Genomic DNA, 13,578 nt, shown 5'->3' with positions numbered 1-13,578 from the left:
TCGCTTATCCGTGATAACGGCTCAGCAGCATGGACCCGTTCGTCCCGCCGAACCCGAAACTGTTGGTCATCACCGTGTCGAGGCCCGCGTTCTCGACCAGTGCGGTCGCGATCTCCTCGGGCTTGAGCGCCGGGTCGAGGGTCTCGACATTGATCGAGGGGGTGATGAAATCGTCCTTGAGCATGAGCAGGCAGAAGATCGCCTCGAGCGCGCCCGCGGCGCCCTGCGCATGTCCGGTCATCGACTTGGTGGAACTGATCGGCGGGGTCGTGCCCTCGCCAAAGACCCGGCGGACGGCCTCGACCTCGCCCACGTCTCCGACGGGGGTCGATGTGCCGTGCGCGTTGATGTAGCCGACCTTGCGATCCTCGGGCAGCGTCGAGAGCGCGAGGCTCATGGCACGTTCGCCGCCCTCGCCCGAGGGGGCCACCATGTCGTGCCCGTCCGAGGTGGCGGCGTAGCCCGTGACCTCGGCGTAGATCTTCGCGCCACGCGCCCTGGCATGCTCCAGATCCTCGAGAACGACCATGCCGCCGCCGCCCGAGATGACGAAGCCGTCGCGCGCCTCGTCGAAGGCGCGAGAGGCCCTGGCGGGCGTGTCATTGAACTTCGACGACATGGCGCCCATGGCGTCGAACAGGCACGAAAGCGTCCAGTCCAGTTCCTCGCCGCCGCCGGCGAACATGATGTCCTGCTTGCCCAGCATGATCTGTTCGGCCGCATTGCCGATGCAGTGCAGCGAGGTCGAGCAGGCCGAGGTGATGGAATAGTTGATGCCCTTGATCTTGAACGCCGTGGCAAGGTTAGCCGACACGGTCGAGGACATGCACTTGGGCACGGCGAAGGGGCCGATCCGCTTGGTCCCGCCGGTCTTCAGGACGGTCTGGTGCGCCGCCAGCATGGCCGAGGTCGACGGGCCGCCCGATCCGGCCACAAGGCCGGTGCGCGGATCGGTGATGTGCGACTCGTCCAGGCCGGCGTCGGCGATGGCCTGCTGCATGGCGATGTATGCATAGGCCGCGCCGGGCCCCATGAAGCGCAGCGTCCGCTTGTCGATATGCTCGGCCGGATCGATCTTGAGGGTCCCGGCGATCTGGCTGCGGAAGCCGTGTTCGGCCATTTCCGCCGAGGCCTCGATTCCGGACCGGCCCGCCCTGAGCGCGGCGGTGACCTCTTCGGCAGTGTTGCCGATGCTGGAGACGATCCCCAGACCGGTGACGACGACTCGGCGCATGGCGCCCTCCCCTAACCGTTGCGGGTCAGCTCTCGGAGAGAGCGACCCTCATGTCCTTCACCACGTAGATTTCCTCGCCATCCGCTTCAACCCTGCCATCGGCCACGCCCATGGTCAGCCGGCGGGTCTGGATCGCCTTGGTGAAATCCACGTAATACGTCAGCATCTTGCGGTCGGGCCGGACCATCCCCGTCAGCTTGACCTCGCCCACGCCCAGAGCGTAACCACGGCCCTGCCAGCCGCGCCAGCCGAGATTGAACCCGGTCAGTTGCCACAGCCCGTCGAGGCCCAGGCAGCCCGGCATGATCGGGTTTCCCGGAAAGTGGCATTCGAAGAACCAGAGGTCGGGGCTGATGTCGAATTCCGCCCTGACGTGGCCCTTGCCATGCGCGCCGCCGTCGGCGCTGATGTCCGTGATCCGGTCCATCATCAGCATCGGAGGTTCGGGAAGCTGGGCGTTGCCGGGGCCGAACAGCTCGCCGCGCGCGCATTTCAGCAGATCGTCCCTGTCGAAGCTGGTCGGATACTCGGCCATGCAGGCGACCCCTTTTCCTTGTCGAAACTGAGCCTCGTCTATCACCGCGCTTGCGCGCCTTGCAAGGGCGGCGGATTGCGTGGCGTCGCGATGGCACCGGGCGGTCGATTTGATCGTTTCCCGCCAATGCCGTTGAATTCCGGGCGATCCTGACCTTATATTGACCGGCAACCCGACGGATCGAGACAATTCCGGATACCATGACCGACACCGCACGAACAGACGCGATCTCCTGGCTGAACCGGGGGGGCCTGCGGCCGACGCGCCAGCGCGCCCTTCTGGCCGAGCTGCTGATCGGCGACGGGCAGCACCGGCATGTGACGGCGGAAAGCCTGTTCGCCGCGGTGCAGGACAGCGGCCAGTCCGTGTCGCTGGCGACCGTCTACAACACGCTGCGGGCCTTCTGCGACGCGGGCCTCATGCAGGAGATCACGGTGGACGGCTCGAAGAGCTACTTCGACACCAACATGCACGATCACCCGCATTTCTTCTGGGAAGACACGGGGCATCTGACCGATGCGCCGGCCGAACAGCTCAAGATCACCAGCCTTCCGGATCTGCCGGAGGGGGCCGAGCTGTCAAAGGTCGATGTCGTCATCCGCCTTCGCCGCAGCTGAGCGGCCGGCCGTCGGGCCCGACAGTCTCCGCCGGCGTCGTTCGAGCCGCGGCCAGAAGGCGTCGCCGTCGCCGTACTCCATGAACCCCTCGTAGTGCCGATGCCGCCCCGCCACGCGGGCCGCGTGCTTGATCGGGCACCAGTAGGCCTCGGTCCGGCCGGCGACCTCGCCGACATAGGCGATGAGGCCGTTGACGTAGCCGCAATAGAGGCAGTTCATCTTCTGCGTCAGGTTCAGGTAACCCAGCTTGTACCTGTCGAGGCGGATGTAGTCCGAGCGTTTCACCCGGGCAATGCCGTAGGCCGGGAAGCAGATCGCCTGATAGGCGCTCACGAACAGGTCGAGCAGGACAAACGGGATGATCAGCAGATAGATCACCGGCGCCGTCACCACGTGCGCCAGCCGGATCGGCGGCCCATCCGGCCCGGACCGTCGCGTCGCCCGGCCGCCCCGGAAAGGTAGAGGGGCGGGGATGAGGCGGAGCCGGGACCCTGCGGGACCTGCGCCGCCCTCGCCCCGAAGCGGGCGGATCGGCAACCGTTCCTGCAGGCGCCCGACCAGGTCGAACAGGCGTTGAACCGATCTCGGCATGACAGCCTCCGAGAAGACACGTGCAATATGGTACCACTTTACCAGCCCCATGCGAAAGTCACGCGAAGCAGGAGCGAAGGGAAGGCGCCGCAACCGCGGCCATTCGGCGGCGAGGGAACTTTGGCTTTCCCCCCGGACCGCAGGTGATAGGGTCATCGCCGGACAGCCGACGACCGCAGGAGACCCCATGCCGCATTTCACTGCCCCGGACGGAACCCGGCTCTATTACGAGGACGCGGGCGCGGGCGTGCCGGTCCTCTGCCTCTCGGGCCTGACGCGGAACGCGCGGGACTTCGATTTCGTCGCGCCGCATCTTCCCGACGCGCGCCTGATCCGGATGGACTATCGTGGCCGGGGCCTCTCGGACCACACCGGCCCCGAGGACTACGCCGTGCCGGTCGAGGCGCGCGATGCGCTGGCCCTGCTGGATCACCTCGGGGTGGACCGGGCCGGCGTTCTCGGAACCTCGCGCGGCGGGATGGTGGCGATGGTGATGGGCGCCACCGCGAAGGACCGGCTGCTGGGCGTGGCGTTCAACGACGTCGGACCCGCCGTCGAACCCGGCGGGCTGGACGCGATCATGGATTACCTCGGACGGGTGCCGCCCGAGCCGACGCTCGACGCCGCGGCCGAGGCCCGCGTCGGCGCGCCGGGCTTCGACGGCGTCGGCAGGGAGCGGTGGCGCCAGTTCCTGTCCCACATCCTCGACGAGACGGATACGGGGCTGGCACTGAAATACGACCCCCGCCTGAGAGAGGCGGTCGCCGCGGTGATGGAGAAGCCGGCGCCAGACCTCTGGCCGCTCTTCGACCTGCTGACCGGCCTGCCCTGCGCGGTGATACGGGGGGCCAACTCGGACCTGCTGAGCGCCGCGACGGTGCGCGAAATGGCCCGCCGCCATCCCGGCCTGATCGAGGCCGAGGTTCCGGACCGCGGCCACATCCCGTTTCTCGACGAGCCCGAGGCCGTCGACGCCCTGACCCGCTGGCTGGAGGCACTGCGTTGAATATCGACATGATCCGCGATGCGGCCCGACGGGCGGCCGGGCATATCCGGCGGACACCGCTGCTGACATCGCCCTTCCTGGACGAGATCGCGGGGCGGCGCGTCTACGTGAAACCCGAGTGCCTCCAGCACACCGGCAGTTTCAAGGCGCGCGGGGCGTGGTCGGCGCTGTCGGCGATGGACCCCGATCTGCGCAGCGCGGGCGTGATGGCCTATTCCTCGGGGAACCATGCCCAGGGTGTGGCCTGGGCGGCCGCATGTCACGGCGCGCCCGCCGTGATCCTGATGCCCTCGGACGCGCCGGCGCTGAAACGCGCGAACACGGCGGCGCTCGGGGCCGAGGTGGTGCTCTACGACCGCGCGACCGAGAGCCGCGAGGAGATCGGAGAGCGCATCGCGACCGAGCGCGGGCTGACGCTGGTCCGCCCCTACGACGAGCCGCAGGTGATCGCGGGCCAGGGCACCGTGGGGCTGGAAATCGCCGCGCAGGCGGCAGAGGCGGGGATCGACGCCGCCGAGGTGCTGGTCTGCTGCGGGGGCGGCGGCCTGACCTCGGGAATCGCGCTGGCCTGCGAGGCCGAGGCACCGGGCCTGCGCGTGCGCCCTGTCGAGCCGGAGGGATTCGACGACGTGCGCCGGTCTCTGCTGGCGGGCGGGATCGAGCGCAACGACAGCCTGTCGGGGTCGATCTGCGATGCGATCGTCACGCCGCAGCCGGGCGACCTGACGTTCCCGATCATCCGGCGGCTCTGCGGGCCGGGGCTGGCCGTCTCGGACGACGAGGCGCTGCATGGCATGGCGCAGGCGTTTCTGCGGCTCAAGGTCGTGGCGGAGCCCGGCGGCGCCGTCGCGCTGGCCGCGGCGCTGCTGCGCCCGACCGAAATCACGGGCGACGCGGTGGTGGTCGTGATCTCCGGCGGGAATGTCGATCCCGAGGTGCATTCCGGGGCCCTCGCCCGCCACGGGAGGACCTCGTGATGTTCTTCGACGACATGTACGAGGGCTTCACCTTCGAGACGCCGGGCCACGTCTTCACCGAGGAAGAGATCATCGACTACGCCCGGGTCTACGATCCCCAGCCCTTCCACCTCGACCGCGAGGCCGCCGCCGCGTCGATCTATGGCGGGCTGATCGCCAGCGGGCTGCAGACCTGCGCCATCTCCTTCGCGCTGACGCTGCGCGCGAACATCATCAACGAATCCTCGATGGGATCGCCGGGAATGGACCGAATCCGCTGGCTGAAACCGGTGCGCCCGGGCGACGAGATCCGGGTGACAGGCACCGTTCGCTCGGCCACGCCATCGGCATCCCGCCCCGACCGCGGGCGTGTCGAAACGGATTATGTGGTGCGCAATCAGAGGGATGAGCCCGTTCTCACCTATTCGATCACGCATCTTCAGCGTCGACGGGCCGCATCTATCTAATTGACACAGACAACTACTTTGCGTGATAGTCTCCGGCGGGAGGCGAACATGCGAACACAAGTCGTCATCATCGGGGGCGGGCCGTCGGGCCTGCTTCTGTCTCAGCTGCTGCTGAAAGCCGGGATCGACGCCGTCGTCCTGGAACGGAGGACGCAGGATTATGTCCTGTCGCGGATCCGGGCCGGAATCCTGGAACAGGGTTTCGTCAACCTGATGCGCGAGGCGGGTATCGCCGGACGCCTGGAGAGCGAGGGGTTCGTCCATGACGGCACGCTGATCGCCGCCGGGAACGAAACCTTTCGCATCGATTTCGTCGAACGCACCGGGACGCCGGTGGTGGTCTATGGCCAGACCGAGGTGACCCGGGATCTCTACGCCGCGCGCGAGGCGGCGGGCGGCAGGATCATCTACGAGACCGACGGCGTCACGATCCACGACGCCAGGACCGACCGGCCCTACGTGACCTTCACCGCAGGCGGAACCGAACAGCGTATCGACTGCGACTACATCGCCGGCTGCGACGGGTTCCACGGCGTCAGCCGCCAAACGATCCCCGACACGGTGCGCAAGGAATACGAGAAGGTCTATCCCTTCGGCTGGCTGGGCATCCTGTCCGAGACGCCTCCGGTCGACGACGAACTCATCTACGCCAATTCGGCGCGCGGATTCGCTCTGTGCTCGATGCGGAACGAGAACCTCTCGCGGTACTATGTCCAGTGCCCGCTGAGCGACAGGGCCGAAGACTGGTCCGACGATGCCTTCTGGGACGAGCTGAAACGCCGCATCCCGGAAGAGGCCGCCGACAAGCTGGTCACCGGCCCGTCGATCGAGAAGAGCATCGCGCCGCTGCGATCCTTCGTGACCGAGCCGATGCAATGGGGGCGGCTGTTCCTGTGCGGGGACGCGGCCCATATCGTGCCGCCGACCGGGGCCAAGGGCCTGAACACGGCTGCATCCGACATCCATTACCTGTATCATGCGCTCAAGGACCACTATCTCGAAGGGTCCGACGCGGGGATCGAGGGCTATTCCGCCAAGGCGCTGCTGCGCATCTGGAAGGCCGAACGGTTCAGCTGGTGGATGACCAACCTGCTGCATCGCTTTCCGGACCAGACGGCGTTCGATCTCAAGATGCAGCAGGCCGAGATCGCCTTTCTGCGCGACAGTGACGCGGCGCAGACGGTCATGGCCGAGAATTACGTGGGACTTCCTTACTGATGCATATCGCTGACCTCGAAGGGCTGGCCATTCACTACCGCGACGATGGCGACCCCGATGGCGCGCCCATCGTCTTCGCCAATTCTCTGGGCACGGACCTGCGGCTCTGGGACAAGGTGCTGCCGCTGCTGCCGCAGGGGTTCCGGTACATCCGCTATGACAAGCGGGGGCACGGGCTGACGCAGACCACCCGGCCGCCCTATTCCATGGGCACGCTGGTCCGGGACGCCGAGATCCTGCTGGATCACCTCGGCGTCAGGGACGCGCTCTTCGTCGGGCTGTCGATCGGCGGGATGATCGGGCAGGGACTTGCGGTCAAGCGCATGGATCTGGTGCGGGCGCTGGTGATCTCGAACTCCGCCGCCAAGATCGGCGTGCCCTCGATGTGGCAGGAGCGGATCGACGCGGTGAACCGCGACGGGATCGAGAGCCTTGCCGATGCGGTGATGGAACGCTGGTTCGGCAGGGCCTTCCGCGCGACCGAGGAGCTGGCCGCCTGGCGCAACATGCTGGTCCGGCAACCGGCCGAGGGCTACGCCGGCTGTTCGGCCGCCATATCGGGGACGGATTTCTACACGCCGACCTCGGGCCTGCGCCTGCCGGTGCTGGGCATCGCCGGCAGCGAGGACGGGGCGACGCCGCCGGATCTCGTCCGGGAAACCGTGGATCTGGTGCCCGGCTCGAAATTCGAGCTGATCCGCGGTGCGGGCCACCTGCCCTGCGTCGAGAAACCCGAGGACTACGCCCGCATCCTCACCGACTTCATCAAGGAGACCGGCCATGGCTGACCGCCGCCCCGCGGGGGAAGAGATCCGCCGCGCCGTACTGGGCGAGGCCCATGTGAACCGCTCGCAGGGCACCGCGACCGAGTTCGACCGGGGCTTCGTCGACCTGATCACCGAAAGCGCCTGGGGCACCGTCTGGGCCTCGGACGCGATCCCGCGGCGCGAACGGTCGATGATCACGCTCGCCCTGCTGGCGGGGCTGGGGAATTTCGAGGAATTCGAGCTGCATCTGCGGGCCACGGTGAACACCGGCGCCACCCGCGAGGACATCCGCGAGGTGCTGCACCACGTGGCGATCTATGCCGGCGTGCCCCGCGCGAACCACGCCTTCAAGCTTGCCCGATCCATCTATGCCGAACTGGAGGACACCGGGGATGACTGAGACTTCCGACCAGGGGCCGCTGATTCCGCGCAACCGTGCGGTGCATCCGCCCGCCTACGCGATCGACTACAAGACAAGCGTGCCGCGCAGCCCGCGCTGGTCGCTCCTGTCGATGGACTCCACCCCCTCCGAGGAAACCGGCCCGACCTTCGGGCACGGGATCCTCGGCGAATGGGACAACAACCTGATCATGAACCGGACGCGCGGCAAGGCGCCCGCCGTCGGCGAGCGGATCCTCGTGCATGGCCGCGTCATGGACGAAAACGCCCGGCCCGTGCCGAACACGCTGGTCGAGATCTGGCAGGCCAATGCGGGCGGCCGGTACCGGCACGTCAAGGACACCTATTTCGCCCCGCTCGACCCGAACTTCGGCGGCTGCGGCCGGACGATCACCGACGGGAACGGCTATTACGAGTTCCTGACGATCCGTCCCGGCGCCTACCCCTGGCCGAACCGGGCGAACGACTGGCGGCCGATGCATATCCACTTCTCGATCTTCGGGCATTCGTTCGGGCAGCGCCTGATCAGCCAGATGTATTTCGAGGGCGATCCTCTGATCGATCACTGTCCGATCGCCGCGACCGTGCAGGACCGGTCGCAGCTCGACCGGCTGGTCGCGCCGCTCGATTTCTCGAAATCGCGGCCGCTGGATTTCCTAGCCTACAAGTTCGACATCGTGCTGCGCGGCCGCCGCCAGACCATGTTCGAGAACAAGATCGAGGGAATGTGAGATGGTGCAGAAACTCGACACGCTGCTCGAAACGCCGTCGCAGACCGCCGGCCCCTACGTCCACATCGGCTGCATGCCGACCTACGCGGGGAACGCCGGCGCCTATGACACCGAGATCGGCGCAAGCCCGATCCGGGAGGGCGCCAGGGGCGAGATCATCGAGATCACCGGCGCGGTGATCGACGGCACCGGCTGGGCCCTGCGCGACGCGATGCTCGAGAGCTGGCAGCCAGATGCGGCCGGCGTATTTCCGGGGCAGGCGGGCGCGGATCCGAAGGTCTCGGGCTACTGCCGGTTCGCCGCGGATGCGGAAAGCGGCAAGTTCACGCTGCGCACGGTAAAGCCCGGCCCCGTGCCGATGCGCGGCGGCGGACGCCAGGCCCCGCATATCTCGGTCTGGCTCGTGGCGCGCGGGATCAACGTGGGCCTTCAGACCCGGATCTACTTCGAGGACGAGGACAACACCGGCGATCCTCTGCTGAACCGGATCGAACAGCGGCCCCGCGCCGAGACCCTGATTGCAAAGAAGACCGGGGACGGCCAGTATACGTTCAACGTCGTCCTGCAGGGCGACAGCGAGACGGTGTTTCTGGATATCTGAATGGCGCAATTCATTCTCGTGCATGGCGCCTGCCACGGCGCATGGTGCTGGCGTGACGTGATCCCCGCGCTCGAATCGCGGGGCCATGCGGTGCGCGCCGTCGACATGCCCGGACGCGGCGGCGGCGTCGCCGGGCTGACGCTGAAGGACCAGGCCGAGGCGATCCTGTCGGCCTACGAGGGCCAGGCGGTTCTCGTCGGACATTCGGCCGGCGGTTTCTCGATCTCGGCCGCGGCCGAACAGGCGCCGGAGCGGGTGTCGCGCCTGATCTACGTGGCCGCGCTGCGGCCGGCGAACGGAGACAGGCTGGGCCAGCGGATGCAGGCCCTGACGGGAGAGCGGGCCGACCTGCCGCTTGTGGTGGCCAAGGACCGGCTGTCCTATTGCTTCGACACCGAAGGGGCCGGCCCGGTGCTCTACAACGGCGCCAGCCAGGCCGACATGGACTGGGCCCTGCCGCAGATCCGCCACGAGCCCTCGGGCCCCCATCGCGAGGCGATCAGCCTCGGGGACAATCACGCCGGAGTTCCCGCCTCGTTCGTCATCTGCACCGAGGACCGGATGATCCCGGCGGTCGATCAGGAAAGGATGGCCGCGGACCTGACCGACGTCGTGCGGATGGAGACCGGGCATTCGCCGTTCCTGTCGGACCCCGACAGGCTGGCCGGTCATCTGGCGCGGATGGCATGCTGATGGCGGGATCGGTTCACGACAGCCAGATCTATCACAAGCTCTTCGATGCCGGCGAGGCGTCGAAACTCTTTACCGACAGCGCCGAGGTGCGGGCGATGCTGATCGTCGAGGGCGCCCTGGCCAAGGCGCAGGGAGAGCTGGGGATCATTCCGGAACTGAGCGCCAAGGCGATCCATCGCGCCACGCTCGAGATCCCGCTCGATCCCGGCGCGCTCGGCCAGGCGGCGGCGGTGAACGGCGTGCCGGTGCCCGGCCTTGTCTCGGCCTTCCGCGACGCGATGCAGGCGCCGGAACATGCGCAGTATTTCCACTGGGGGGCCACGTCGCAGGACATCATCGACACCGGGCTGATGCTGCGCCTCCGGCAGTTGCTCGGGCTGGTCGAGGGCGCGGTGCGCGAGACGCTCTCGGCCCTGGCCGGGCTGGCCGAGGCCCATGCCGAGCTGCCGATGGCGGGACGGACCTATGGCCAGTACGCGACGCCCGTCAGCTTCGGGTCGGTCGCGGCACAATGGGGGCAGCCACTTCTTTCATGCCTGAAGGAACTGGACGACCTGAAACGGACCTCCCTGCTGATCTCGCTTTCCGGCGCGGCGGGAACGGGCAGCATCTGGGGCGCGCAGACCCCGGCGCTGCGGGCCGCCGTGGCGGCGGGGCTCGGTCTGTCCGATCCGGGCCGCAGCTGGCATGCGGACCGCGGGCCGCTTTTGAAAGTCGCGGACTGGCTGACCCGGTTGGCCACCGCCCTGGGGAAGATCGGCGAGGACGTCACCCTGATGGTCCAGTCGGGCGTGGGCGAGGTCCGGCTGGGGACCGCCGGCGGGTCATCGACCATGCCGCAGAAGCAGAACCCGGTGCAGCCCTCGGTTCTCGTCGCCGCCGCGCGGCAGTCCATCGCGGCGCAGTCGGCCCTTCAGGGCGCCGGCCTTGCCCGGCAGCAGCGGGACGGCGCCGCATGGTTCACGGAATGGATGGTGCTGCCCCAACTCTGCCTGGCCGCCGCCTGTGCCGCCGAAACGGCGCGGCGCATGGTCCCCGGCCTCGAGCCGCAGCCCGATGCCATGCAGGCGGCCTTCGACCAGAGCCAGGGGCTGATGCAGGCCGAAACGCTGAGCTTTCACCTCTCGGCGCACATGCCCCGCCCCGAGGCGCAGGCTGCGGTCAAGCGCCTCTGCCGAACCGTGATCGAACGGGGCGGTCACCTCCGGGATGCCGCCGCCACCGCCTATCCCGATATCGACCTCGCCCCGGTCTTCGGCGCCTCCGGGCAACTGGGCGACGGGCCGGAGCAGGCGCGGGCCTTCGCGGCCGCGGCACGTGCCGTGTGACGTTGCGAAATTTCATTCCGAAATGTGGAATTCCCAAAACCGGTTGCCTAAGGTGCCCCAGAGAATTCACGGTCTGCAGGACCACGGGAGGACAAGATGGAAAAGATTCGCGCGGCGGTCTGCCGGGAATACAACGCGCCGCTTCAGATCGAAGAGGTGATGCTGCGGGAGCCCGGAATGGGCGAGGTCGCCGTCGATATCGAGGCGGTGGCGATCTGCCATTCCGACATCTCCTTCTGGCAGGGCGGCTTCGGCGGTGCGCTTCCGGCGGTCTACGGCCATGAAGCCGCCGGGAAAGTCATCGCCGTCGGCGAGGCCGTGGTCGGCATCAAGCCCGGCGACAGCGTCTGCGTCACCCTGATCCACGCCTGCGGCCACTGCACGACATGCCAGAGCGGCAAGCCGACGATCTGCGAAACCCCCGTGGACAACCTGACCGGAAGCCCGATCGAGACCCCGGAAGGTGAGCCGGTGTTCAAGGCCATGGCCTCGGGCGCCTTCGCGGAAAAGGTCGTGGTGGACCAGAGCCAGATCTGCGTGATCCCGGACGACATCGGCAAGGATGTCGCCTCGCTCATTTCCTGCGGCGTGATCACCGGCGTGGGCGCGGCGGTCTTCGCGGCGGATATCGAGGTGGGCCAGGACGTGGTGGTGATCGGCGCGGGCGGCGTCGGTCTGAACGCGATCCAGGGCGCGAGGATTGCGGGCGCGCGGCGGATCGTTGCGGTCGACATGCTGCCCGAAAAGCTCGAGGTCGCGAAGGAATTCGGCGCGACGGATACCGTGCTGGCCGAGGGCAAGCCCTGGGCCGAGGTCAAGAAGATCCTCGGGCGCGGGGCGGATGCGGTGCTGGTGACGGTCGGCGTGGCCCAGGTCTACGACCAGGCGCCGCGCTACCTTGGCTGGGGCGGCAGGATCGTCATGGTCGGCATGCCGCATGGCGACAAGACCTCGACCTACTCGCCGCTGATCATGGCGAACCAGGGCCAGGGCATCGTCGGCTCCAAGATGGGCGACATGGTCATCAAGCGGGACATCCCCTGGATCGTCGACATGTACAAGCAGGGACGCCTCAAGCTGGACGAGCTGATCTCGGGCCGCTGGACGCTGGAGCAGATCAACGAGGCGATCGAGGACACCAAGTCGGGCGCCGCCCGGCGCAACGTCATCATGATGAAGTGACGCCTTGAAGCTCGACACGCTCGATATCATCGTGACCTCCCCGCCCGCGCCGGGCTGGGGCGGTCACTACTGGATCCTCGTCAAGCTCACGACCGACACGGGCATCACCGGCTGGGGCGAATGCTACGGCGCCTCGGTCGGACCCGAGGCGATGCAGGCGGTGATCGCCGACGTGTTCGAACGGCACATGGCCGGCGAGAATCCCGAAAACATCGAGCTGATGTTCCGCCGCGCCTATTCCAGCGGGTTCACGCAGCGGCCGGACCTGACGGTCATGGGTGCGTTCTCGGGGCTGGAGATCGCCTGCTGGGACATTCTCGGCAAGGATCGCGACCGGCCGGTCTGGGCGCTCTTGGGCGGAAAGGTCAACGATCGGCTGCGCGCCTATTCCTACCTCTATCCGCTGGCGCATCACGATATGGCGGCCTACTGGACCTCGCCCGAGATGGCGGCCGAAAGCGCCCTCGATCTCGCGGACCGGGGCTATACGGCGGTCAAGTTCGACCCCGCGGGCCCCTACACGATCCGCGGCGGCCACATGCCGGCGATGACCGATATCGACATGTCAGCCCGGTTCTGCGCCGCCGTCCGCGACGCGGTCGGGACGCGGGCCGACCTGCTGTTCGGGACGCACGGCCAGTTCACGCCGGCCGGGGCGATCCGGCTGGCGCAGGCCATCGCCCCGCACGACCCGCTGTGGTTTGAAGAGCCGGTGCCCCCCGACGACGTCGCGGGCATGGCGGCGGTTCAGGCGGCGACGCCGGTGCCGGTCTCGGCGGGCGAACGGCTGACCACCAAGGCCGAGTTCGCCGCCCTGCTGCGCGCGGGCGTGCGTATCCTGCAACCGGCCCTGGGCCGGGCCGGCGGCATCTGGGAGGGCAAGAAGATCGCCGCGCTGGCCGAGACTTTCGGCGCGCAGATCGCTCCGCATCTCTATGCCGGACCGGTGGAATGGGCGGCGAACATCCATCTTGCCGCCACCTGCCCCAACCTGCTGATGATCGAGACGATCGAGACCGACTTCCACGCCCGGATGATCCGGGGCGCCCTCTCTGTCGAGCGGGGCTTTGTCCGTCCGCCGGACGGCCCCGGCCTCGGGATCGAGGTCGACGAGGAACTGGCCCGGGCGCATCCTTACGAGGGCCGGGCGTTGCACCTGCAGATGCAGGAGGCGCCCTGCGATTACGCGAACGGCAACAGTTTTCCGGGCGGCGCCCCGCGTGAGTGACCGGCTTCTCGCCAAGCCCGCAAGG

The 13,578-nt window shown here is 68.0% G+C and carries 16 protein-coding genes; 13 read left to right on the top strand and 3 right to left on the bottom strand.

Annotated elements, in window-relative coordinates; translation table 11 throughout:
• Positions 1–4: 4 nt before the first annotated feature.
• Both fabB and fabA read right to left on the bottom strand, forming a co-directional pair.
• Positions 5–1,234 carry a beta-ketoacyl-ACP synthase I gene (gene fabB, locus OB2597_RS18575; RefSeq protein ID WP_009807157.1) on the bottom strand — a complete coding sequence of 410 codons (1,230 nt, stop codon included), beginning with the start codon at positions 1,232–1,234 and terminating at the stop codon, positions 5–7.
• A 25-nt stretch (positions 1,235–1,259) separates the two neighbouring features.
• Positions 1,260–1,769, bottom strand: coding sequence for a bifunctional 3-hydroxydecanoyl-ACP dehydratase/trans-2-decenoyl-ACP isomerase (gene fabA / locus OB2597_RS18570; RefSeq protein ID WP_009807156.1), 510 nt, complete (start codon positions 1,767–1,769; stop codon positions 1,260–1,262).
• A gap of 200 nt (positions 1,770–1,969) precedes the next feature.
• Here fabA and irr point away from each other — a divergent pair, with 200 nt between their 5' ends.
• Positions 1,970–2,386 carry a Fur family transcriptional regulator Irr gene (irr, locus tag OB2597_RS18565; protein WP_009807155.1) on the top strand — a complete coding sequence of 139 codons (417 nt, stop codon included), beginning with the start codon at positions 1,970–1,972 and terminating at the stop codon, positions 2,384–2,386.
• Here the strand turns inward: irr and OB2597_RS18560 are convergent.
• On the bottom strand, positions 2,348–2,977 hold the full coding sequence (locus OB2597_RS18560; RefSeq protein ID WP_009807154.1) for a hypothetical protein: 630 nt from the start codon (positions 2,975–2,977) through the stop codon (positions 2,348–2,350). The two genes, irr and OB2597_RS18560, sit on opposite strands and share 39 nt — an antisense overlap.
• A gap of 187 nt (positions 2,978–3,164) precedes the next feature.
• On the opposite strand from OB2597_RS18560, the gene OB2597_RS18555 reads away from it, so the two are divergent.
• The 12 genes from OB2597_RS18555 to OB2597_RS18500 all read left to right on the top strand — a co-directional run bounded on the left by OB2597_RS18555 (position 3,165) and on the right by OB2597_RS18500 (position 13,553).
• Complete coding sequence (locus OB2597_RS18555) at positions 3,165–3,983, top strand: alpha/beta fold hydrolase (RefSeq protein WP_009807153.1); 819 nt, start codon at positions 3,165–3,167, stop codon at positions 3,981–3,983.
• Positions 3,984–3,991: 8 nt separating this feature from the next.
• Positions 3,992–4,960, top strand: coding sequence for a threonine ammonia-lyase (locus OB2597_RS18550; protein ID WP_084658941.1), 969 nt, complete (start codon positions 3,992–3,994; stop codon positions 4,958–4,960).
• Positions 4,960–5,406, top strand: coding sequence for a MaoC family dehydratase (locus tag OB2597_RS18545; protein ID WP_009807151.1), 447 nt, complete (start codon positions 4,960–4,962; stop codon positions 5,404–5,406). The genes OB2597_RS18550 and OB2597_RS18545 overlap by 1 nt, the downstream gene beginning before the upstream one ends.
• 48 nt (positions 5,407–5,454) lie before the next feature.
• Complete coding sequence (gene pobA / locus OB2597_RS18540; protein ID WP_009807150.1) at positions 5,455–6,624, top strand: 4-hydroxybenzoate 3-monooxygenase; 1,170 nt, start codon at positions 5,455–5,457, stop codon at positions 6,622–6,624.
• Positions 6,624–7,412 carry a 3-oxoadipate enol-lactonase gene (gene pcaD / locus OB2597_RS18535; RefSeq protein ID WP_009807149.1) on the top strand — a complete coding sequence of 263 codons (789 nt, stop codon included), beginning with the start codon at positions 6,624–6,626 and terminating at the stop codon, positions 7,410–7,412. The genes pobA and pcaD overlap by 1 nt, the downstream gene beginning before the upstream one ends.
• Positions 7,405–7,791: a 4-carboxymuconolactone decarboxylase gene (gene pcaC / locus OB2597_RS18530; RefSeq protein ID WP_009807148.1), complete on the top strand. Its 387-nt coding sequence runs from the start codon at positions 7,405–7,407 to the stop codon at positions 7,789–7,791. The genes pcaD and pcaC overlap by 8 nt, the downstream gene beginning before the upstream one ends.
• The gene (pcaH, locus tag OB2597_RS18525) at positions 7,784–8,521 is read left to right on the top strand and encodes a protocatechuate 3,4-dioxygenase subunit beta (RefSeq protein ID WP_009807147.1); all 738 of its coding nucleotides are present in this window, start codon (positions 7,784–7,786) and stop codon (positions 8,519–8,521) included. Before pcaC ends, pcaH begins: the two co-directional genes overlap by 8 nt.
• A gap of 1 nt (position 8,522) precedes the next feature.
• Entirely contained in the window at positions 8,523–9,122 is a 600-nt protein-coding gene (pcaG, locus tag OB2597_RS18520; protein WP_009807146.1) for a protocatechuate 3,4-dioxygenase subunit alpha, read from the top strand.
• The gene (locus tag OB2597_RS18515; protein ID WP_009807145.1) at positions 9,123–9,815 is read left to right on the top strand and encodes an alpha/beta fold hydrolase; all 693 of its coding nucleotides are present in this window, start codon (positions 9,123–9,125) and stop codon (positions 9,813–9,815) included.
• Positions 9,815–11,143 carry a lyase family protein gene (locus tag OB2597_RS18510; protein ID WP_040609964.1) on the top strand — a complete coding sequence of 443 codons (1,329 nt, stop codon included), beginning with the start codon at positions 9,815–9,817 and terminating at the stop codon, positions 11,141–11,143. Before OB2597_RS18515 ends, OB2597_RS18510 begins: the two co-directional genes overlap by 1 nt.
• Before the next feature lie 96 nt (positions 11,144–11,239).
• The gene (locus OB2597_RS18505) at positions 11,240–12,325 is read left to right on the top strand and encodes a Zn-dependent alcohol dehydrogenase (protein ID WP_009807143.1); all 1,086 of its coding nucleotides are present in this window, start codon (positions 11,240–11,242) and stop codon (positions 12,323–12,325) included.
• Positions 12,326–12,329: 4 nt separating this feature from the next.
• Positions 12,330–13,553 (top strand): mandelate racemase/muconate lactonizing enzyme family protein, encoded by a 1,224-nt coding sequence (locus OB2597_RS18500; RefSeq protein ID WP_009807142.1) that lies wholly within the window; start codon positions 12,330–12,332, stop codon positions 13,551–13,553.
• Positions 13,554–13,578: the final 25 nt, after the last annotated feature.

Source organism: Pseudooceanicola batsensis HTCC2597, from assembly GCF_000152725.1.
GTDB lineage: Bacteria > Pseudomonadota > Alphaproteobacteria > Rhodobacterales > Rhodobacteraceae > Pseudooceanicola > Pseudooceanicola batsensis.
This window is presented reverse-complemented; position numbering and strand designations above follow the sequence as displayed.